19 protein-coding genes are annotated in these 19,806 nt (G+C 64.8%); 11 read left to right on the top strand and 8 right to left on the bottom strand.

All coding sequences use genetic code 11. The features are described from left to right. Positions 1-546 precede the first annotated feature (546 nt). The 4 genes from CSC74_RS17750 to CSC74_RS11885 all read left to right on the top strand — a co-directional run bounded on the left by CSC74_RS17750 (position 547) and on the right by CSC74_RS11885 (position 2,549). Complete coding sequence (locus CSC74_RS17750; RefSeq protein ID WP_162314663.1) at positions 547-939, top strand: type II toxin-antitoxin system PemK/MazF family toxin; 393 nt, start codon at positions 547-549, stop codon at positions 937-939. 149 nt (positions 940-1,088) lie between these two features. Then, entirely contained in the window at positions 1,089-1,295 is a 207-nt protein-coding gene (locus CSC74_RS17460; protein WP_211369630.1) for a hypothetical protein, read from the top strand. Between the two features lie 186 nt (positions 1,296-1,481). Further along, positions 1,482-1,991 (top strand): HIT family protein, encoded by a 510-nt coding sequence (locus tag CSC74_RS17745; protein ID WP_162314662.1) that lies wholly within the window; start codon positions 1,482-1,484, stop codon positions 1,989-1,991. A 105-nt stretch (positions 1,992-2,096) separates the two neighbouring features. Continuing rightward, positions 2,097-2,549, top strand: a complete 453-nt coding sequence (locus tag CSC74_RS11885) for a VOC family protein (protein ID WP_162314661.1) — start codon at positions 2,097-2,099, stop codon at positions 2,547-2,549. 167 nt (positions 2,550-2,716) lie between these two features. On the opposite strand, the gene CSC74_RS11880 is transcribed toward CSC74_RS11885, so the two are convergent. Then, positions 2,717-3,685, bottom strand: coding sequence for a LysR family transcriptional regulator (locus CSC74_RS11880; RefSeq protein ID WP_162314660.1), 969 nt, complete (start codon positions 3,683-3,685; stop codon positions 2,717-2,719). Between the two features lie 245 nt (positions 3,686-3,930). Here CSC74_RS11880 and aceB point away from each other — a divergent pair, with 245 nt between their 5' ends. From aceB to CSC74_RS11860, 4 genes are all read left to right on the top strand, one after another. Continuing rightward, positions 3,931-5,580: a malate synthase A gene (aceB, locus tag CSC74_RS11875; RefSeq protein WP_162314659.1), complete on the top strand. Its 1,650-nt coding sequence runs from the start codon at positions 3,931-3,933 to the stop codon at positions 5,578-5,580. A 116-nt stretch (positions 5,581-5,696) separates the two neighbouring features. Beyond that, positions 5,697-6,989 carry an isocitrate lyase gene (gene aceA / locus CSC74_RS11870; protein WP_162314658.1) on the top strand — a complete coding sequence of 431 codons (1,293 nt, stop codon included), beginning with the start codon at positions 5,697-5,699 and terminating at the stop codon, positions 6,987-6,989. A 127-nt stretch (positions 6,990-7,116) separates the two neighbouring features. Then, positions 7,117-8,148: a GGDEF domain-containing protein gene (locus CSC74_RS11865; protein ID WP_162314657.1), complete on the top strand. Its 1,032-nt coding sequence runs from the start codon at positions 7,117-7,119 to the stop codon at positions 8,146-8,148. Between the two features lie 19 nt (positions 8,149-8,167). Beyond that, on the top strand, positions 8,168-10,777 hold the full coding sequence (locus CSC74_RS11860) for a putative peptide modification system cyclase (protein WP_162314656.1): 2,610 nt from the start codon (positions 8,168-8,170) through the stop codon (positions 10,775-10,777). Here CSC74_RS11860 and CSC74_RS11855 read toward each other — a convergent pair. Beyond that, positions 10,732-11,079 (bottom strand): NHLP-related RiPP peptide, encoded by a 348-nt coding sequence (locus CSC74_RS11855; protein ID WP_162314655.1) that lies wholly within the window; start codon positions 11,077-11,079, stop codon positions 10,732-10,734. The genes CSC74_RS11860 and CSC74_RS11855 overlap by 46 nt on opposite strands. 110 nt (positions 11,080-11,189) lie before the next feature. Here CSC74_RS11855 and CSC74_RS11850 point away from each other — a divergent pair, with 110 nt between their 5' ends. Further along, a complete protein-coding gene (locus CSC74_RS11850) occupies positions 11,190-12,371 on the top strand; it encodes a putative peptide maturation dehydrogenase (protein WP_162314654.1) in 1,182 nt (393 codons plus the stop codon). A gap of 69 nt (positions 12,372-12,440) precedes the next feature. On the opposite strand, the gene CSC74_RS11845 is transcribed toward CSC74_RS11850, so the two are convergent. The 5 genes from CSC74_RS11845 to ubiK all read right to left on the bottom strand — a co-directional run bounded on the left by CSC74_RS11845 (position 12,441) and on the right by ubiK (position 17,823). Next, positions 12,441-12,908: an REP-associated tyrosine transposase gene (locus CSC74_RS11845; protein ID WP_162314653.1), complete on the bottom strand. Its 468-nt coding sequence runs from the start codon at positions 12,906-12,908 to the stop codon at positions 12,441-12,443. A gap of 190 nt (positions 12,909-13,098) precedes the next feature. After that, on the bottom strand, positions 13,099-13,518 hold the full coding sequence (locus CSC74_RS11840) for a GFA family protein (protein WP_162314652.1): 420 nt from the start codon (positions 13,516-13,518) through the stop codon (positions 13,099-13,101). Positions 13,519-13,659: 141 nt separating this feature from the next. Beyond that, complete coding sequence (locus CSC74_RS11835) at positions 13,660-15,726, bottom strand: S9 family peptidase (protein WP_162314651.1); 2,067 nt, start codon at positions 15,724-15,726, stop codon at positions 13,660-13,662. Between the two features lie 301 nt (positions 15,727-16,027). Then, complete coding sequence (locus CSC74_RS11830; RefSeq protein WP_162314650.1) at positions 16,028-17,542, bottom strand: YifB family Mg chelatase-like AAA ATPase; 1,515 nt, start codon at positions 17,540-17,542, stop codon at positions 16,028-16,030. An 11-nt stretch (positions 17,543-17,553) separates the two neighbouring features. Next, on the bottom strand, positions 17,554-17,823 hold the full coding sequence (ubiK, locus tag CSC74_RS11825; protein ID WP_162314649.1) for a ubiquinone biosynthesis accessory factor UbiK: 270 nt from the start codon (positions 17,821-17,823) through the stop codon (positions 17,554-17,556). Positions 17,824-18,032: 209 nt separating this feature from the next. Between ubiK and CSC74_RS11820 the strand changes: the two genes are divergently transcribed. Both CSC74_RS11820 and CSC74_RS11815 read left to right on the top strand, forming a co-directional pair. Beyond that, entirely contained in the window at positions 18,033-18,371 is a 339-nt protein-coding gene (locus tag CSC74_RS11820) for a P-II family nitrogen regulator (RefSeq protein WP_162314648.1), read from the top strand. A gap of 10 nt (positions 18,372-18,381) precedes the next feature. Then, entirely contained in the window at positions 18,382-18,753 is a 372-nt protein-coding gene (locus CSC74_RS11815) for a DUF6404 family protein (RefSeq protein WP_162314647.1), read from the top strand. 104 nt (positions 18,754-18,857) lie between these two features. Here the strand turns inward: CSC74_RS11815 and speE are convergent, their stop codons facing one another. After that, the gene (speE, locus tag CSC74_RS11810) at positions 18,858-19,709 is read right to left on the bottom strand and encodes a polyamine aminopropyltransferase (RefSeq protein WP_162314646.1); all 852 of its coding nucleotides are present in this window, start codon (positions 19,707-19,709) and stop codon (positions 18,858-18,860) included. Between the last annotated feature and the right edge of the window lie 97 nt (positions 19,710-19,806).

Here is a 19,806-nt window from a genome sequence, read left to right as displayed (position 1 = left end):
AAGCCGAACCAGCATCGGGGCACCGCCCGGGTGCTTTTCCGCTACGCTAGCACCCAGTCGCCACCCCGCTGCTGGTCGGCTTAACTCAGGCGTTAGGCCCCTCGATGAAGTATCTCTGGCCCACTGTCCTTCTGGTCTTATCAACCCGGCTTGCTCATGCCGCTCATGGGCAATGCGTGCTACCGGTTCCTGATGGTGCGGACGTCGAGCCTTCCCCTGCCTCTGTTAGCGGTCGGCTAGTCCAAGTGAAGGCTGGCCGAGTGGTGGTACGTAACGTCCGTGGCAAGGACACTACAGTTCAAGTCAACCCGCGCACAGGTCTCTTCACCGCCTACGGTGGTGGAGTCGAGGCGCACCAACTTAAAGTAGGTCAGTACGCATCTATCTGGCTGAAAGATTGTGCCAAGCCCGGCAAGTCACCTGCTCTAGCGGTCTACCTTGAGCTGTGCTCTCTAGCGGCTGAGCCATGCCCCAAGTAGAGTGGCCTAACAATTCATTCAAGCCGAACCCGCTTCGTGGGTCGGCTTAACTCAGGCGTTAGGCCGCATGGACAGAGAAGTAGCTCCTCAACCTCACTCACATGCCGTCAATCGCGGCGACATCTTCTGGATCGCCGCCGACGAGACAAGAGGCTCGGTTCCGGGAGCGCCCCATCCTCACGTTGTCGTACAAGAGGATGTTTTCAATCACTCTCGCATCAACACTGTCATCGTCTGCTCCCTGAGCTCAAACCTCCGCAAAGCCTCCGAGCCTGGCAATGTCTTGCTGGGGCCGGGCGAGGGAGGCTTGGAGCACCAAAGCGTCGCGGTCGCTTCGCAGATATCCTGCGTCTACAAGTCACGGCTGGGGGCGCATATCGGGTCGCTCTCGCAGGCGCGCGTCGATCAGATCGTTGCAGGATTATGTTTTGTTCAAGGGGTCTTTCATCGCCGCGGATAGCATCGGGGTTATGCGGCCCAACAATTCGTTCAAGCCGAACCCAAACCGTGGCAGCGCCTACGTGCCTACGCTACGCTAGCACCCCAGTCGCCGCCCCGTTGCGGGTCGGCTTAGCCCAGGCGTTGGGCCCCAAAAAAACTCAGACCCATATGACCCTCTCACTTGGAACTATCGTTTTCTCTGCGGCGGCTCTGCTAATCGCATTAATCACCATCTTGGCGATTCGCTCAGGTCAGGTCATCTGCTATCCCGCATTCATTCAAGCCAATCGATCAGAGCGCCCCGGATTATTCTGGATGATCATTGCACTCCAAACCGTGGTGGTGGCAGCTTTCGCGTGGCTGGCGCTTGCATGAGATTCGTGGGTTGCATGCTTTGGGGTGCACGCCATCGGTGCTCGGCAATTCGTTCAAGCCGAAACCGCTTCGTTACAGTAAAGGCATGGCAGGAAAAGTTTTCCATGCCTTTGCCTCTACTACGCGGTTCGGCTCAACTCAGGCGTCAGGCCGCTTGGGGAAAACCTGCTTGATCGGAGCGCGCAAATGATCGAACTCCCCATAAGAGATCCGTGCGACCTTTGTGTGGCAGGTCGCGAAGAAAGATGGAAGATCATAGACGAAAGCGAACATACATTAACCGTGATAAATCCGTGGCAATTCGAGGTTGGCCAGTGCTGTGTGATCACGCGTCGGCATGTCGCGACGCTGCTCGATCTTTGTGACCAGGAGTGCGGGGCCGTAATGGCCGCGGCCAAGAGGGTCGCAGAGGCGCTCGTCAAGACTTATCGGCCTCTCGGAATACTTACGTTCCAAAACAACGGGGTATTCAGTGGGCAGGAAACACCGCACTTCCATTTCCATGTCGTGCCTCGGCAGAAAGGCAGTGATTGGGGTATAGGTCCGCCTCAACTCGCGACATTCGATGGCGCCGGACGCATAAGGGGTGCCTCACACGACCCAGGCGGGGACGCGCAGCGTCGAGAGCGAGTCCAAGTTTCCACCGAGCAACTTACTGAAACCGCGGACCTAATTCGTTCGAATCTGCCCCAGTAGCCAGGTTGCTGTAGTGTTCCGGCTCAGGCGTTGGGCGGTGGCAGGCTTGGTGCGGGTACCAGCCGGTGTCGGCTTGATTCAGGCGTCAGGCGCCAAGGAGATGTCATGACTGTCAAGCGTATGGACAACGTCGGCATCGTGGTAGAAGACATCGATACCGCCATTGGGTTCTTCACTGAACTTGGCCTCGAGCTCGAGGGGCGCGCTCCAATCGAAGGAGACTGGGCAGAGGGTGTCACTGGGTTGCGCGGTATGCGCGTCGAGATTGCCATGATGCGTACGCCGGACGGTCATGGCCGGATCGAGATGTCCCGATTCCTCGCGCCGCCTGTGGTCGCCGATCACCGCAACGCCCCGGTGAACGCCCTCGGTTACCTACGTGTCATGTTCACCGTGGAGGACATCGACGATACGCTCGCACGGCTCGGCAAACGCGGCGCGGAGCTCGTCGGCGAAGTGGTCGAGTACGAAGACACGTACCGGCTCTGTTACATCCGGGGTCCCGAAGGAATTCTCATCGGGCTCGCCCAGGAGCTCGGGCAGCAGACTTCCCGATGAACGCATGCGACAGGTACAGGCCTGATGGGCGGCAAGAGCGGGTGCGTGGCGGCACTGCCGCCTGGCGCGTCGACATTCAGGCAGGCACAGCGGCCAAGTCGGTGCAGGCCTGACGATCCATTCATGCCGAACCGCGTCCGATGCCGGCTTGCCGCACGATGCGCGACTCAGCGTTCCGAAGGCCCGGTCTCGTCATAACCGCTGCGGGTGAACAGGTCCGGCTGGATCAGCTCGATGAAGGCGCGCGCCTGCGGCGACAGGTATTTGCCCTTGCGCACCACCACGCCGTAGCTGCGGGTTGGGAACCAGGCGCTGAGCGAGCGTGCGGCGAGGCGGCCGCGGTCGGCGTCGGTCAGGCAGATCGAGGTGATGATGGAAATGCCCATGCCCATGGCCACGTATTGCTTGATCACCTCCCAGCCACCGACTTCCAGGGCGACCGTGTAAGGCACGCGGTTCTGCTGGAACACCAGGTCGACCAGGCGATAGGTCACCAGGCGCTTCGGCGGCAGGATCAGGCCATAGGGCGACAGGTCTTCCAGCTTCAATGTGCGCTGCTTGATCAGCGGATGCTCGGGCGGGGCGATCAGCAGCGGCTCGAAGCGGTACACCGGCGCGTAGCTGAGGTCGGCCGGCATATCCAGCATCGAGCCCACCGCCAGGTCCACTGCATCGGAGCGGAGCAGGTCGGTGCCGTCGGCGCTGGCCGCGTTGTGCAGGGTCAGGCGCACGTCCGGATGCTGGGCGCGGAAGTGCTCCACGATCTTCGGCAGCAGGTACAGGATGGTCGAGCTGTTGGCGGCGATATTGAGCTCGCCGGCGTCCAGCCCGCGGACCTTTTCGCGGAAACTGCCGTCCAGTCCATCCAGGCTTTCGACCAGCGGCTGGGCCAGTTCGTACAGCAGCTGGCCCTCGCGGGTGGGGGTCAGGCGGCGCCCGCTGCGTTCGAACAGGCCGACGCCCAGCTCCCGCTCCAGCGCCTGCAACTGCAGGGTGATGGCCGGCTGGCTGACATAAAGCGCCTCCGAAGCCCGTGAAACCGACCCCAGGCGCACGGTCTGGCAGAAAGCCCGCAACGGCTTCAGGCGATCCGATTTGTAAGGAAATCGGGGGGTTGCGATCGGTCGGTCAGCCATTGCGATGCACCATATAAGCTCAGCTTATTAATTGCATTGATAAAACTGTGTTGTCAAATAAGTAAGGCAAGAGCACGGTGAGCGCCCAGCTTGAGTGGCCTGAAACCCCTACGGCCGTCATTCCCGCGAAGCGGGAACCCAGTGACTTCAGCTCCCGGGCCCAAGTCGCTGGATCCCCGCTTCCGCGGGGACGACGGTAAGGTTTTGATGGCGCCGGCAGCCTGCAACCACCATGGAGTCGCCGCATGTCCGCCCAGCCCTTGTCCGATGCGTTCGCCCAGCCCTCGAAGGCTGCCGCCCACGACGGAGTCGTGGTGACCGCCATCTCGCCCGGGCAAGAGGCCCTTCTGACTCCCGCCGCGCTGGAGCTGCTGGCTTCCCTGCATCGCCTGATCGAACCCCAGCGCCAGGTCCGCCTGGCCGCGCGCAAGCAGCGCCAGGCGTTCTTCGACGCCGGCGGCCTGCCGGATTTCCGCGAAGACACCCGCGCGATCCGCGAGAGCGACTGGAAGGTCGCCCCGATCCCGGCCGCGCTGCAGGACCGGCGGGTGGAGATCACCGGCCCGGTCGATCCGAAGATGGTCATCAACGCGCTGAACTCGGGCGCGAAGGTGTTCATGGCCGACTTCGAGGATTCCACCGCGCCGACCTGGGCCAACCTGGTCGCCGGCCAGCAGACCCTGATCGCCGCCGTCGCCGGGACGCTCGCATTCGCCGCCCCCGCCTCCGCGAACGGCACGCCCGGCAAGCAGTACGCGCTGAAGCCGTTCGAAGAGCAGGCGGTCCTGATCGTGCGCCCGCGCGGCTGGCACCTGGACGAGAAGCACGTGCGCATCGATGGCGCGCCGGTCGCCGGCGGCCTGTTCGACCTGGCCCTGTTCGCCTTCCACAACGCCAAGGCTTTGGCTGCGAAGGACCGCGGCCCTTATTTCTACCTGCCCAAGCTGCAGTCGATGGAAGAGGCGGCGCTGTGGGAAGCCGCGCTGTCGCATATCGAAACCACGCTCGGCCTGGACCAGGGCCAGATGAAGGCGACGGTGCTGATCGAAACGCTGCCGGCGGTGTTCGAGATGGACGAGATCCTGCACGCGCTGCGCGGCCGCATCGTCGGCCTGAACTGCGGACGCTGGGACTACATCTTTTCCTACCTGAAGACCTTCCGCAGGCACCGCGACAAGGTCCTGCCCGAGCGCGGCCAGGTGACCATGACCCAGCCGTTCCTCAAGGCGTATTCGGAACTGCTGATCCAGACCTGCCACCGCCGCGGCGCGCATGCGATGGGCGGCATGGCCGCGCAGATCCCGATCAGCGGCGACGAAGCCGCCAACGAGCAGGCCATGGCCCGCGTGCGCGCCGACAAGCTGCGCGAAGTCAGCGCCGGCCACGACGGCACCTGGGTCGCGCATCCGGCGCTGATTCCGATCGCGCGCGCGATCTTCGACCAGCACATGCCCGCCGCGAACCAGCACGGCGTGCTGCGCGAGGACGTGAAGGCGAGCCGCGACGACCTGATCAAGCCGTCGCTGGGCACCATCACCCGCGCCGGTTTCGAAGGCAACGTCGAAGTCTGCGTGCGTTACCTGGCCGCGTGGCTGGACGGCAACGGCTGCGTGCCGATCCACTGGTTGATGGAAGACGCGGCCACCGCGGAGATTTCCCGCACCCAGCTGTGGCAGTGGCTGCACTCGGACGGCCTGCACCTGGCCGACGGCACGCTGATCGATTTCGCGTTGCTGGAACGCGCGCTGTTGAACCTGCCGTCGCGGCTGGGCGACACCAGCGCGCTGCCGGGCGGCACGCGTATCGGCGAGGCCATCGCCTTGCTCGACCAGCTCAGCCATGACGACGAGCTGGCCGAGTTCCTGACCCTGCCCGCTTACGAACGCCTCGATTGATTCCATGTAGGAGCGGCCATGGCCGCGACCTTTTTGAGTCGCCTCACATCAAGAGCTCGCGGCCATGGCCGCTCCTACAACACCTCTATTGTCCTTAACCCACGCGAGAAACCACCATGAGCAAGCTGCCGACCGCCGAAGAAATCAAGCACGACTGGGCCACCAATCCGCGCTGGACCGGGATCACCCGCAACTACACCGCCGAGGACGTGGTGCGTCTGCGCGGCACGGTCAAGGTCGAACACTCCATCGCCAGGCTCGGCGCGGAAAAGCTGTGGGGTTACCTGCAGAAGGAAGATTTCGTCAACGCGCTCGGCGCGCTGACCGGCAACCAGGCCATGCAGCAGGTCAAGGCCGGCTTGAAGGCCATCTACCTGTCGGGCTGGCAGGTCGCCGCCGACGCCAACCTGGCCGGGCAGATGTATCCGGACCAGTCGCTGTATCCGGCCGACTCGGTGCCGGCGGTGGTCAAGCGCATCAACAACACCCTGCTGCGCGCCGACCAGCTCAACCATGCCGAGGGCGACGACAGCATCGATTACCTGCAGCCGATCGTTGCCGATGCCGAAGCCGGTTTCGGCGGCGTGCTCAATGCGTTCGAGCTGATGAAGGCGATGATCGAGGCCGGCGCTTCCGGCGTGCACTTCGAGGACCAGCTGGCCTCGGTGAAGAAGTGCGGACACATGGGCGGCAAGGTCCTGGTGCCCACGCGCGAGGCGGTCGAGAAGTTGAACGCCGCGCGCTTGGCAAGCGACGTCATGGGCGTGCCGACCCTGCTGGTCGCGCGCACCGACGCCGAAGCCGCCGACCTGCTGACCAGCGACATCGACGACAACGACAAGTCGTTCGTCACCGGCGAGCGCACCGTGGAAGGCTTCTACAAGACCCGCAACGGCCTGGACCAGGCGATCAGCCGCGGCCTGGCCTACGCTCCGTACGCCGACCTGGTCTGGTGCGAGACCGGCAAGCCGGATCTGGAATTCGCGCGCAAGTTCGCCGAGGCCATCCACGCGAAGTTCCCCGGCAAGCTGCTGGCCTACAACTGCTCGCCGTCGTTCAATTGGAAGAAGAACCTGGACGACGCGACGATCGCGAAATTCCAGAAGGAAATCGCCGGCTACGGCTACAAGTTCCAGTTCATCACTCTGGCTGGCTTCCACGCGCTGAACTATTCGATGTTCAACCTGGCGCATGGCTATGCGCGCCGGCAGATGAGCGCCTTCGTCGAACTGCAGGAAGCCGAATTCGCCGCCGCCGACCGCGGCTTCACCGCGGTCAAGCACCAGCGCGAGGTCGGCACCGGCTACTTCGACGCGGTGACCCAGGCGATCCAGCAGGGCCAGTCCTCGACCACTGCGCTGAAGGGTTCCACCGAGGAAGAACAGTTCCACGGCGACAAGGCCGCCTGAGCCCTGTTCCGACGGAAGGCGGCATCGGGCCGCAGGCTGGGCCGCACGCCGGAAAAACCGGCCTGCGGCCTGGCTTTTGCGGACCCCTTCTGGTGTTATCCTCCGGTTCAGCGAATTGGGGCGTGACATGAATTCGGAGAACGTAGCGCTGGTCGCCGGCTACGCGCCGGGACAGCCGGCCACAGCAGCATTGCTCAACGACCCGACCACTGCGGTGCTGTCGACGGAGGAGTGCGAGCTTTTCGCCCAGGTCGGGCGCGTGCGGCCGGTCGCGGCAGGCGAGAAACTCTTCGCCCGCGGCGAGATGGGCACCGGCATGTACGTGATCCTGCAGGGTGCGGTGGCGCTGGATTTCGGCGAGGACCTCAACGAGAAACACCTCGGCGCGCGCGAATTCTTCGGCGAGCTCGGCCTGCTGATCGGCGATCACACGCGTGCCGCTTCGGCCACGGCGCTGGTGGAAGGCGTGCTGCTGGAATTGCGGCACCATGAGTTCCAGGTGCTGGTCGATCGCGACGCCGGCCTGGTCTCGCATTTCCTGCGCCGCGCGATCATGCGCGTGGTCTCCAACGAGCAGAACCTGACCCATCGCCTGCGTCGCCGCAACCAGGAGCTGCAGGCGGCGCTGGACAGCCTGCGGGTCACCTCGCACCGGCTCAACAAGAGCGAGGAGCTCAACCGCACCGACGAGCTCACCGCGCTGTACAACCGCCGCGGCCTGGCCATGTTCCTGGAGCAGGGCCGCAACAACGGCGGTTACCACGGCTACGGCCTGCTGCTGATCGATTGCGATCGCTTCAAGGACGTCAACGACCTGCACGGGCACCTGCTCGGCGACCGCGTGCTGCAGAGCGTGGCCAACATCCTGCGCTCGCTGGCCGGGTCGCAGGATTTCGCCTGCCGCCTGGGCGGCGACGAATTTTGCCTTCTGCTCAAGGCCCACAGCCGCGACGAGATGCTGCGCTACGCCGATTTCGTGGTCAGTACCGCGCTGGCGCTGCAGCAGATGCAACCGACGCCGCCGCTGATCACCACGCTCAGCGTCGGCGCCTGCCTGGTCGATCCGGCGCGCGAATGGAACGACTGGTACGCGCAGGCCGATCAGGCCCTCTACCGGGCCAAGAGCGTCGGCGGCAATCGCGTCGAGTGGCAGGACTGAAGGGCGGCAGGCGACCGGGATGAACGATTTCTTCCGCACCCCGTCCGAAGGCCCGCAGCTGCGCACCCTGTTGCTGACCGACTTGGTCGATTCGACCGGGCTGGTCGAACGCCTGGGCGACACCGCCGGCGCCGAACTGTTCCGCGAACACGACCAGCTGGTGCTGAAACTGCAGCAGCAATGGCGCGGGCGCCTGATCGATCGTTCCGATGGCCTGCTGCTGCTGTTCGAGCGCCCGGTGGACGGCCTCGGTTTCGCTCTGGACTACACCCGCGGACTGCGCGACCTGGGCAAGGCCCGCAAGGTGGAGCTGCTGGCGCGCGCCGGCCTGCATGTGGGCGAGGTGCTGACCTGGAAGAACAGCGACGCGGCGGTGCAGGTCGGGGCAAAGCCACTGGAAGTAGAAGGCCTGGCCAAGCCGATGGCCGCGCGCCTGATGACCCTGGCCCGGCCGGGCCAGATCCTGCTCTCGTCGGTGGCCGAGCCGCTGACCCGCCGCGCCTCGCGCGAGCTGGGCGAACGCGGCAAGAACCTGTTGTGGAAGTCCTATGGGCGCTGGCGCTTCAAGGGCGTGCCGCAGGCGCAGGAAATCCATGAAGTCGGCGAAGTCGGCCTCGCGCCGTTGCGTATGCCCAGCCACAACCCCAAGGCCTGGCGCGATATCCCGCTGTGGCGCCGGCCGGCGGCGCTGGTCGCGGAAGTGGCGCTGCTGGCGGGCCTGGGCATCGGCGCGTGGTTCCTGGGCAAGCCGCAACCGGCCATCGCCTTCGCCGAGCGCGACTGGGTGGTGGTCGGCGACCTGCGCAACCTGACCGGCGAGCAGGTGCTGGACGATTCGCTGCAGCAGGCGTTCCGCATCAGCCTGGAGCAGTCGCGCTACGTCAATCTGTTGAGCGACATGAAGGCGCGCGACACCCTGGCGCGGATGCAGCGCCAGCCAGGCACGCTGCTGGATCGCGCGACGGCTTCGGAGATTGCAATACGCGATGGCGCGCGCGCGGTGATCCTGCCGACGGTGTCGGAAGTGGGCGGACGCGTGCGCTTCAGCGCCGAGGTCATCGATCCGCATACCCAGACCACGGTGTACGCGGAATCGGCCGACGGTGTGGGCGTGGGCTCCGCGCTGGATTCCATCGACAAGGTCGCCGGGACATTGCGCGGGAAACTGGGCGAGGCGCTGGCTTCGGTCGAAAAGGATTCCGAGCCATTGCCGCAGGTGACCACCCGGAATCTGGATGCGTTGCGGGCGTATGCGCTTGCACAGAAGGCGTATGGGCACGGCGATTACAAAGAGGCCATGGGCTACTACGAACGAGCCGTCAACCTGGACGGTAAATTCGCCTTGGCGCACATGGGCGTGCTTCGCGCCTACAACGCGATGCAAAGATTGCCCGAGGGACTGCCGAGTCTGCGTCGCGCCCATGCATTACGGGACCGTTTGCCTGCCCGCGAACAACTTTATCTCGACGCGTGGATAGCGCAGGTGGATGCTCCGGACAAGGTCTACGAAAGCTGGATGCAGATGTCCAACCTGTATCCGGAATACTTCCCCGCGGCTGCGAACGTCGGTTATTCGCTTGAGGTACTGAACCGGTATTCGGAGGCAGTGCCTTATGTAACGCGCGCTACCTCGCCCAAGTATGAATTCGCGCCGCTGGCGGCAGAGCTGTTGGGGCGGATGAAGCTTGCACTCGGCAATTACGCGGAGGCGGACAAAGCATTCGGCATGGCCATCAAGAGTGGCCTCGGCAGCTCCAAGGCCTGGCGCGCGGCCGGTTACGCTGCGCAGGAACGGTTCGACGAGGCCGAGCGTGCGTGGCCGAGGCCGGCTGAAATCGACTCCGGGCATTTCGAACGGGTTTCCATCTACCTCGACCAGGGCAAGTGGGATCTGGCGATCGCGGAAGCTCGCCAGGTCGAATCCACGACTCTGCCTGGTACCAGCCGGTTCCGGGAAGGCCTTTTTCCACTGGCGGTCGCCCAGTGGGCCAAAGGCGACCACCAGGCATCGCTGGCAACACTGGAGACGCTGTCCGCGCTGGCGCTGAAATCGCTTGAATCGGCACAGAGCAACACGGGTGCGAGGGACGACGCCTCACTGGCTGCTTACGCGGGGCTCCTGGCGCAGCGGATGGGTAACGGGGATATCGCGGCGAAGGCGATTCGCGGGATCCAGAAACGGGAAAAAACCTCCTCGTTGCCGCCGGTCGGTTCGTTGTTGCAGATCCTGATGGCAAGCGAGCCCCAGCGAAAAGACGATCCGTCCGCGGTGATCGCCGAGCTCGCACCGCTGGTGGATGGGAACGAGCTTTTCCAGACCCATGTGGTCTTGTTGGAGACCTACGCGGATGCGGGCAGCCTCGACAAGGCCCTCGTCGAGGCGCGTTGGCTCACTGTCAACCGCGGGCGCGCTTATAGCGAATTCGGTGGATGCAAATGGTGCCAACAGGCATTGAACGTGACCGATGCCAGGATGGCCAGTCTGCGTGCGGCCGAGCTGCTGAGCAAACAGTCGCGCCCTGCCGAAGCGAGGCGCGAACTGGCGTCCTTCGACCGGCACTGGCCGGTACGTGTGCTCCCGGATCAGCTGCGCTTGCGGCGCACCGCGCTGGAAGGCACGTTCAAGTGAATCGGCTGCATGGCCAGTTCCGAGATCAGTGAGGTCTTGATTTCCTGCCTGGCTTTCTGCACCACAGCCTTGGGCGCGATCTTTTCGACGTGGAGACGATCATGCAGTCGCTGGAGGTTTTCCGCTGCGGCCGCGTCTCCCTTCGGCAGCTTGTAACCGGCCTTGACCAGCGCTGCCCCCGGGTCCTTCTTGAACAGCCGACGGAACTCGTTGTCGGTGCCGAGCAGATCGAGCAGTTTGTCCGCGACTTTCGGATCCAGCGGTGTCGGCTTGCCCGCAGCGCCCGTCTTCTTCGTTGCCATGTAGTTCCCCTAGCCAAAGCCCGTTGCAGGCCGGTCGGAACGCAATCTAGCCTTGTCCGTGTCGCTAAACAACCGTAGGGTTCGGGCTGTCGTAGGTTCGGGGAAACAGGATGCGGGTGCGTCGTTGCAAAGTGCTTTACCTGGAACCGCGCGAAAAGGCCGAGTTCGATCTGGAGTCGCTGCTGGCCGGTGGCAATGGAATGCGTCACGGACAGCACTGGTTCGCGTTGGCCCCGCACTTGGGCGAAGAAATCGAAGTCGATTCCGCCGAACGCGACTTGCTCGGCATCTTGAGCCCGGACGAATGGACTGATAGCCGCCAGCTATCCGATGACGCTTCTGCCGCCCTCAAGTGTCTATTGAAAAAGGGACTGGTCGTCGGCGCCGGAAAGCGCCACGCCGCCCTGCGCGAACGCGATGAAACCCTGCGAAGCGTGTACTGGCATCCGCTGTCCGCGACCGCGCACGCCTTCACCCGTTGGCACGATGCCGATGCCGTGCAAGCGACGAAAAACACCGGTACCGAAACCGCCGGCGAACTGCGCGAAGTCCTGGGCGCGCCGCCGGTGGAAGCCCTGGATCGTGGCGACAGCGGGCAACGCATCGTCCTGCCGCGCACCGCCCGCACCGACTTCGACCAGCTGCTCGCACGCCGCGCCACGTGCCGCAACTTCGACGCCGAAAAGCCGCTGCCTTACGCCTTGTTCGCCCAACTGATGGAGCGCGTGTTCTCGGCCCAGTCGCACGTCCGGGTCAGCGACGACACCGTGTTCCTGAAGAAGACCAGTCCCTCCGGCGGCGGCCTGCATCCGATCGAGGCCTACCTGATCGTGCAGGGCGTGGAAGGCGTGGTCCCCGGCCTGTACCACTACCACTCCATCGCCCACGCGCTGGAACCGCTGCCTGCGCCGGATCGTCCGCTGCAGGAACTGGCCATGGCCGCCGTGGCCGAACAGCACTGGTTCGCCAATGCCCATGTCATGGTCCTGCTGGCCCCGCGCTATGACCGCTCGTTCTGGAAATACCGCAACCACGCCAAGGCCCATCGCGCCGTCATCCTGGAGGCCGGGCATCTCTCGCAAACGCTGTATCTGTCCGCGACCGAAGCCGGCCTGGCCGCCTACATCACCTGCGCGATCAACGAAGTGCCGCTGGAACAGGCCTTCGCCCTGGACCCGATCAGCAGCGGCGCCCTGGCGATCTGCGGTTTCGGCTGGCGCGGCGAGGAAATGGTGACCATGGAACTGGACCCCGACGGCGAGATCTGGCACACAGAAACCCCCACCTTGTAGGTCCGAGCTTGCTCGGACCTACAAGGTGGATCAATGGAGGGCGCAATGGCTGTCAGGTGCTCCTTGTGATCACACCAGATCGGTCGCACCTGAAATCCACCGGCACCACCAGAACGGATAATCCTCGATCCTCGTCACCAGGCCCTTCCGCAACGGATTTGCGACCAGGTAACGCGCCTGTGTCCGCAAATCTTCCTCGCTTCTCAGGCAATGCTCGTAGTAGCCACCCTGCCAGAGCGGCCCCGATGAACCCGCGCCCAGATTGATCGCCCGTGCGGAGCGCGACTTGAAGCGTTGCAGGCAGCGTCCCAGCGATCCCTGTCGCAACTGGAAGAGCCAGTGCAGATGATCGGGCATCGCGACCCAGGCAAGCGTGTCTGCCGTGCCTTCCCTGGTAACGCGTTGCAGCTCATCGCGGAGGATGCCTGCGTTGTCCCCCTGTACGAGCAGCGGCCGCCTGTCACGCACTACCGCAGTAATGGAGTAATAGGCGTCGACCTGGGAAACGCGCCCTCGCAATAGATGGAAATTCGCCATGGGATAGATTTTCCGGGCAACGTAAGTCACCGGATATCGGCGACCAACGCAACCGGCCGTAAGCAAAATCCGATTCCTGGTTCTGTAGGTCCGAGCTTGCTCGGATGCTCTCGGCGAGGAATCAAGGGCATCCGAGCAAGCTCGGACCTACAAAGATTGGCGGCATCCGGGGATGAACGGCATCGGGCAGTTAACCGGGTTTCGCCTGGACGGGCGATTTCCGCGGCAACCCATCCTGCGGATCCACATCCGCCCACGGCACATGGTCTTCCCAGTACGCGTGCGTCTGCGGCATCCGGTCCACCGGGGTGGTGAAGTGGGCCAGGGCGATGTGCAATTCGCCGGGCCAGCGTTCGCTGCGGAAGAACATCATCGTCCCGCAATGGCCGCAGAAACCTCGTTCGGCGCCGGGCGTCGATTCGTACCAGCGCAGTTGCCGCTTCGCATCGCCGATCACGCAGCGTGTCGCGTCCATCCCCACCCAGGTCACGAAGGCCGCCCCGTGCGCGCGCCGGCACAGGCTGCAATGGCAATGCGCCACCCATTTGCTCGGCAGCGTGGCTACCAGGGTTATGTCGCCGCAGAGGCATTGGGCGTGGGCGGTGGTCATGGCGTACCTCGTGACGTTCAATTCCCCGGTCGTCATCCCCGCGTAGGCGGGGACCCGGTGACTTGAAGTCATTGAGAGCAAAGTCGCTGGGTTCCCGCCTACGCGGGAATGACGATCAGGAGCGGGATTCCTCGCTGCCGCTTACTTCTTGATCTCCTGCTTGTGCGTCTTCAACGCCTCGGCCAATCCCGGCACGCCGTCCGCACCGGCCGGAACGCTGATACTGGAACCGGCGAAGTCGCTGCCGATCGGTTCCGCGCGACCGCCCAGGCACTGGCTGAGGAAGCCCTCGGCCACCGCGTTGAAGGCCTTGCTGTTCTCGGGGCGGGCGAAGCCGTGGCCTTCGTCCGGGAACAGCACGTAGGTCACCGGGATGTCCTTCGCCTGCATCGCCTTGACGATCTGGTCGCTCTCGTCCTGCTTCACCCGCGGATCGTTGGCGCCCTGGCCGATCAGCAACGGCTTGCTGATCTTGTCGGCATGGGTCAGCGGGGAACGTTCGAGCAGCCACTTCTTGCCTTCCTCCGTGCGTGGATCGCCCATGCGCTTGGCCAGTTGCTCGAAGAAACTGGCCCAGTACGGCGGCACCGTGCTGAGCAAGGTGTTGAGGTTGGACGGACCGACGATGTCCACGCCGCAGGCGAAGGCGTCCGGGGTGAAGGTCAGGCCGGCCAGGGTGGCATAGCCGCCATAGCTGCCGCCCATGATCGCGACCTGGTCCGGAGTGGTGACGCCCGACTTGACCGCCCACTGCACGGCATCCAGAAGATCGTCGTGCATCTTCGCCGCCCACTCGCCGTTGCCGGCATTGGTGAACTCCTTGCCGAAGCCGGTGGAGCCGCGGAAGTTCACCGACAGCACCGCATAGCCGCGGTTCGCCAGCCACTGCGCATAGCCGCTGTAACCGTAGCTGTCGCGCGCCCAGGGGCCGCCGTGCACGAACAGGACCATGGGCACCGCGTTGTCGGCCTTGCCGTCGCCATCGGCGTCCGCGCTCTTCGGCAGTGTCAGGTAGCTGACCAGGGTCTTGCCGTCGCGCGACCGGATTTCCTGCGGCCATTGCGGGACCAGTGGCTTGCCGTCCAGCCTGGGTCGCGCAGAGAACAGCTTGGTCAGCGTCCCATCGCCGCCGCGGTCGTAACGGTAGTACACCACGGGGGCCTCGGCGGCCGAATACACCACGATCCAGGTCTTGTCGTCGTAGCTGCGGCTGTTGACCGATACGTTGCCGGGCCCGAGCGCTTCGAGCTTCTCCAGATCGGCGGCGATGGCCGGATCGGTCGCCTTCCATTCCTCGCGCAGGTAGTCCACGGCGACCGCCTGGACCACGCCGGTCTTGGGATCGGCCAGCGAGTTGCCGACATCGGCGCGGGCATCCTCGAACACCAGTTTTTTCGTGCCGCTGGCCACGTCGATGGCGTACAGCGCGGCGGTGTTGCGGCCGCGCGAATCGATCATGTACAGGGTCTTGCCGTCGGTGGTGAGGCCCGCGGGCGTGGTGCTGAGAGAATCCTCGAACGGGATGTCGTCGTACTTCGTCCAGCCGCCCTTGCCATCCGGCTGCAGGATGTCCTGGCCGCCGTCGAGCCGCGATTTCAGCGCATAGCGCACCTTGTAGTCGGCATCGGCCAGGTAGCCGCCGATCTGTTGCTCGTTCTTTTCCACCAGGGAGCGCTTGCCCGTGGCCAGATCGACGCGGTAAAGATCGTGCCACTGCGCATCGCGGTCGTTCATGCCGACCAGGATCGATTCGGGATGCAGCGCGCTGACCCCGCTGACCTGGGCGGTGGTCTTGGGGAAGGGAGTGAGATCGGTGGCCTTGTCGGTGAGCAGATCCACGGCGAACAGATGGAAGTCCTCGTCGCCGCCGCTGTCGCGCAGGTACAGCAGGGTGTCGGGCTGGTACGCCCAGGAGTAATTGCGGATGCCGCGGGCCTTGTCGCTGGTGACCGCGCGGGCCTTGCCCGGATCATCGGCGGGCGCCACCCACACGTTGAGCACGCCGTCCACCGGCGCCACCCAGCTGAGGTACTTGCCGTCCGGGCTGATCTGCACGATGGAGCGCTCGGGATTGCCGAACAGCGCGTCGCGTGCGATCAGTTCGGTGCTGGCGATCCGCTGCGCGGCGGTGGCCTTTTCCTGGGCCAGGGCGGTGGAGATCGAGAGGGACAACAGCAGGCAGGTCGCGGGGATCAGGTGGCGTCGCATCGGACATCGCTCCAATGTTCGGGGAAAGGGATCTGGATCGTCCGGAACCAGGGGCCGGACGCGGAGTACAGCATGGCGTTCATCAGTAAAGCGTAATGCGGGTAGGGGGTGAGTGGAGCACGGGCTGGGAGCGGCATGCATGTGACACAAGGCAGGGGGCCGCAAGGTTTTGTAGATCCGAGCTTGCTCGGATGCTTTTCGCATTGAAGTCAGGATATCGCCAGCTCTGCAAGGAAACAGCGAGAGCATCCGAGCAAGCCCGGATCTACGCCCCGAAGGAAGTCCCCTTGGGGGACAAGGCTTAAGCCGCGTCACGCGTGTCGCCGCGGTCCACGCGCCGATAGCCGAGCGCTTCGGTCAGATGCGCGGTGGCGATGGAAGCGGCACCGGCCAGGTCGGCGATGGTGCGGGCCACGCGCAGGATCCGGTGCATGGAGCGCGCTGACAGTTGCAGGCGTTCGATGGCCCGCTCCAGCAGCGCCTGGTCGCGGTCCTGCAGGCGGCAGAAAACCATGGTGTCGGACTGGCCGAGTTGCGCGTTGGCCTTGCCGGCGCGTGCATGCTGGATCGTGCGCGCGGCTTCCACGCGCAGCCGTATCGCGGCGGTGGGTTCGCCTTCGGGCGCATCCGGACGCAGGTCCTGTGGGGGCAGCCGCGGCACTTCGATATGCAGGTCGATGCGGTCCATCAGCGGCCCGGAAATCCGCGCGCGATAACGGCGGATGTTTTCCGGGCTGCATCGACAGCGGGCGGAGGGGTCGCCGGCCCAGCCGCAGGGGCAGGGATTCATCGCCGCGACCAGTTGGAAGCGCGCGGGGAATTCCGAACTGCGCGCCGCACGGGACACGGTGACGGTGCCGGATTCCAGCGGCTCGCGCAGCACTTCCAGGGCCTTGCGATCCCATTCCGGCAGCTCGTCCAGGAACAAGACGCCGTTGTGACTGAGCGAAATCTCGCCGGGGCGCGGATCGGCGCCGCCACCGACCAGGGCCACCGCGCTGGCGGTGTGGTGCGGCGAACGATAAGGACGTTGCCGCCAGCGCGAAGGATCCAGCCCGCGGCCGCTGACCGAGGCGATGGCCGCGGTTTCCAGCGCTTCCGATTCGCTGGCTTCCGGCAGCAGGCCGGGCAGGCGCGAGGCGAGCAGGGTCTTGCCGCAACCCGGTGTGCCGATCAACAACAGATGGTGATTGCCGGCTGCAGCGACTTCCAAGGCGCGACGCGCGTGCAGTTGTCCGCGCACGTCGGCCATGTCCGGTATCAGGCTGGGTTGCGGCGCCGGGGCCGCTGCGATCGGCAACTGCTTGGTCCGGTTCAGGGCCGCGCAGACTTCCAGCAGGGTGCGCGCGGTGTAGGCCTCGACTTCGCGGGCGAGGGCGGCTTCGGCGCCGCTGCCCAGCGGCACGATCAGCTTGCGCCCGGCGCGTGCCGCGGCCAGCGCCGCGGGGAGGATGCCATCCACCGTGCGCAGCTCGCCGGTCAGGCCGAGCTCGCCGAGGAATTCGTATTCGCTCAGCGCGTTGCGGTCGATCTGGCCGCTGGCGGCGAGGATGCCGAGCGCGATCGGCAGATCGAAACGCCCGCCGTCCTTGGGCAGGTCGGCCGGGGCCAGGTTGACGGTGATGCGCCGCTGCGGGAATTCGAATTGCGCGCAGAGGATCGCGGCGCGGACGCGGTCGCGGGATTCGCGCACCGCCGCTTCCGGCAGGCCGACGATGTGGATCATCGGCAGTCCGCCGGACAGGTGCACCTCCACCCGGACCGGAGGCGCGGCCACGCCGGCGCGTGCACGGCTGTGCACCAGCGCAAGGCTCATGGCGGCGGGGCCTAGTGCTGTGGGGTTTGCGAAGAAGCGCGTTCGGCTTCCAGCGCGGCAGCCACGGCGCGCTCCAGCGCATCGAGCTTCTCGCGCGTGCGCAACAGCACCGCGCGCTGCACGTCGAACTCCTCGCGGGTCACCAGGTCCAGCCGGGACAAGCCGGATTGCAGCGCGCTCTTGAAGGTCTGCTGCAGTTCTTCCCGGGATTCGCGCAGGCCCGGCGGCACCAGGTCGCTGAGGCGGCGGGCGAGGTCGTCGATGTGGTTTAGGTCGATCATGTGGGAGCCCTTGTTGGCATGCCATCCGGCAGTGCGTGCAGCCTGACTGCGTCGCCGCGATCGCGCCATCGGCATTCGCTGCGGCGTGGGGTCAGGTTATTCCGACGCCAAGTCCTTGGCGCCCATTGAACCCGACCCCCAGCCGGGCTGCAACCGGAAAGGCGGCAACCGGGATATCCTGAGGCCAGCATCCTGGCGAGGAAACCTTCATGAAAATGATCATGGCCATCATCAAGCCGTTCAAGCTGGACGACGTGCGGGAAGCGCTGGCCGAAGCCGGCATCACCGGCATCACCGTCACCGAGGTGAAGGGTTTCGGCCGGCAGAAGGGCCACACCGAACTCTATCGCGGCGCCGAATACGTGGTCGATTTCCTGCCCAAGGTGAAGCTGGAGATCGCGGTCACCAACGATCAGGTCGACATGGTGGTGGAAGCCATCGTCAAGGCAGCGGGCACCGGCAAGATCGGGGATGGGAAGGTGTTCGTTTACGAACTGGAGCGGGTGGTGCGGATACGGACGGGCGAACTGGATTCGGACGCGCTGTAAAGGAGGGGAAATGGATCGCGAAACAACAGGATTCGACGCACGCCTTCAGCAGGCGCTCGCACTGCTGGATGCCAAGGGGCTGGGCAAGAGCACTTACGCACCACCGCTGTTCCGGCTGCTTTGGAAGCTGGGTGTCAAAGTGCCGCCACCGCATATGGCCGGCTTTGCGTTCAATGGTCTGTTGATGGGTGGATTCTTCGGCGTGTTCTGGGGCCTGCTGATGTGGCTGATTCTGTGGGGCCGCCAGGACATGCCACTAGCGGTCGCCGCAATCGCGGCGTTGCTTGCCGGTGCGTTGTTCGGTCTGGCGATGGCGTGGTACATGCGCTACAGCGCGCGCAAGCATGCGATTCCTCGTTGGCGGGATTTCATCCGCGAATGAAAGAGGCGACGTAGCCCGGGTAGAGCGCAGCGAAACCCGGGGCTCTTTGTTCCGATCTGTCTAAGCCCCGGGTTTCGCTGCGCTCTACCCGGGCTACAAGAGCTTTATTCGCCCAGCGCCTTGGCCACGAACGGCGGCGCCACCAGCGCGCCGGTGTGCAGATGCGCGCTGTAGTACAGCGTCTCGAACGCCTTGCTGCTGGCATCGCCTTCGCGGAAGTCGAAGTTGCCGCCTTTACGGGCCAGCGTGACGCTCCACCAGCCGGTCGGATAGCACGGCTGCGGGAACGGCAGGGTCTTGAACGTGGTGAAACCGGCCTTGCGCATCTCGCCGCGCATCTCCTTGATCAGGTCCAGCAACGCCAGTGGCGATTCGGATTGCTGTACCAGGATGCCGTCGTCCTTCAGCGCGCGGAAGCAGGATTCGTAGAAGGCCTTGTTGAACAGGCCCTCGGCCGGGCCGACCGGATCGGTGGAATCGACGATCACCACGTCCACGCTGCCGGCCGGGCAGTCGGCCATGTAGGCCACGCCGTCGTCGAACAGCAGCTCGGCGCGCGGGTCGCTGTTGCTGTCGCACAGCTCGGGGAAATACTTCTCCGACATGCGCGTGACCTGCTCGTCGATGTCGCACTGGGTCGCGCTCTGCACGCCGGGGTGCTTAAGCACCTCGCGCAGCGTGCCGCAGTCGCCGCCGCCGATGATCACCACCCGCTTCGGATCGGCATGGGTGTACAGCGCGGGATGCGAAATCATCTCGTGGTAGAAGAAGTTGTCGCGCGTGGTCAGCATCACCGCGCCGTCGATCAGCATCAGGTTGCCCCAGTCGGTGGTGGCGTAGATCTCGATCTTCTGGAACGGCGATTGCACCTCGTCCAGCTTGCCGGTGGTGCGGAAGCCGATCGCCGAGCCGGTGGGCTGGAAGTGCTCGATGTACCAGGTGCTGTCGTTTGTCATCGCCGTGGGGCCGGTTGCCGGAAGAGGGCGCGAATTGTACCGGATGGCGGGTTACAGCCCGGCGGCGATGACTTAGCATCCTGTTGGGACGACACGG

The sequence above is a fragment of the Pseudoxanthomonas yeongjuensis genome (genome assembly GCF_010093345.1).
Classification (GTDB): Bacteria; Pseudomonadota; Gammaproteobacteria; order Xanthomonadales; family Xanthomonadaceae; genus Pseudoxanthomonas_A; species Pseudoxanthomonas_A yeongjuensis.
This window is presented reverse-complemented; position numbering and strand designations above follow the sequence as displayed.

Excerpts from the sequence above, each read along its gene's own strand:
- CSC74_RS17750 (WP_162314663.1), top strand. The coding sequence starts at position 547 with ATGGACAGAGAAGTAGCTCCTCAACCTCACTCACATGCCGTCAATCGC.
- CSC74_RS17460 (WP_211369630.1), top strand. The coding sequence starts at position 1,089 with ATGACCCTCTCACTTGGAACTATCGTTTTCTCTGCGGCGGCTCTGCTA.
- CSC74_RS17745 (WP_162314662.1), top strand. The coding sequence starts at position 1,482 with ATGATCGAACTCCCCATAAGAGATCCGTGCGACCTTTGTGTGGCAGGT.
- CSC74_RS11885 (WP_162314661.1), top strand. The coding sequence starts at position 2,097 with ATGACTGTCAAGCGTATGGACAACGTCGGCATCGTGGTAGAAGACATC.
- CSC74_RS11880 (WP_162314660.1), bottom strand. The coding sequence starts at position 3,685 with ATGGCTGACCGACCGATCGCAACCCCCCGATTTCCTTACAAATCGGAT.
- aceB (WP_162314659.1), top strand. The coding sequence starts at position 3,931 with ATGTCCGCCCAGCCCTTGTCCGATGCGTTCGCCCAGCCCTCGAAGGCT.
- aceA (WP_162314658.1), top strand. The coding sequence starts at position 5,697 with ATGAGCAAGCTGCCGACCGCCGAAGAAATCAAGCACGACTGGGCCACC.
- CSC74_RS11865 (WP_162314657.1), top strand. The coding sequence starts at position 7,117 with ATGAATTCGGAGAACGTAGCGCTGGTCGCCGGCTACGCGCCGGGACAG.
- CSC74_RS11860 (WP_162314656.1), top strand. The coding sequence starts at position 8,168 with ATGAACGATTTCTTCCGCACCCCGTCCGAAGGCCCGCAGCTGCGCACC.
- CSC74_RS11855 (WP_162314655.1), bottom strand. The coding sequence starts at position 11,079 with ATGGCAACGAAGAAGACGGGCGCTGCGGGCAAGCCGACACCGCTGGAT.
- CSC74_RS11850 (WP_162314654.1), top strand. The coding sequence starts at position 11,190 with ATGCGGGTGCGTCGTTGCAAAGTGCTTTACCTGGAACCGCGCGAAAAG.
- CSC74_RS11845 (WP_162314653.1), bottom strand. The coding sequence starts at position 12,908 with ATGGCGAATTTCCATCTATTGCGAGGGCGCGTTTCCCAGGTCGACGCC.
- CSC74_RS11840 (WP_162314652.1), bottom strand. The coding sequence starts at position 13,518 with ATGACCACCGCCCACGCCCAATGCCTCTGCGGCGACATAACCCTGGTA.
- CSC74_RS11835 (WP_162314651.1), bottom strand. The coding sequence starts at position 15,726 with ATGCGACGCCACCTGATCCCCGCGACCTGCCTGCTGTTGTCCCTCTCG.
- CSC74_RS11830 (WP_162314650.1), bottom strand. The coding sequence starts at position 17,542 with ATGAGCCTTGCGCTGGTGCACAGCCGTGCACGCGCCGGCGTGGCCGCG.
- ubiK (WP_162314649.1), bottom strand. The coding sequence starts at position 17,823 with ATGATCGACCTAAACCACATCGACGACCTCGCCCGCCGCCTCAGCGAC.
- CSC74_RS11820 (WP_162314648.1), top strand. The coding sequence starts at position 18,033 with ATGAAAATGATCATGGCCATCATCAAGCCGTTCAAGCTGGACGACGTG.
- CSC74_RS11815 (WP_162314647.1), top strand. The coding sequence starts at position 18,382 with ATGGATCGCGAAACAACAGGATTCGACGCACGCCTTCAGCAGGCGCTC.
- speE (WP_162314646.1), bottom strand. The coding sequence starts at position 19,709 with ATGACAAACGACAGCACCTGGTACATCGAGCACTTCCAGCCCACCGGC.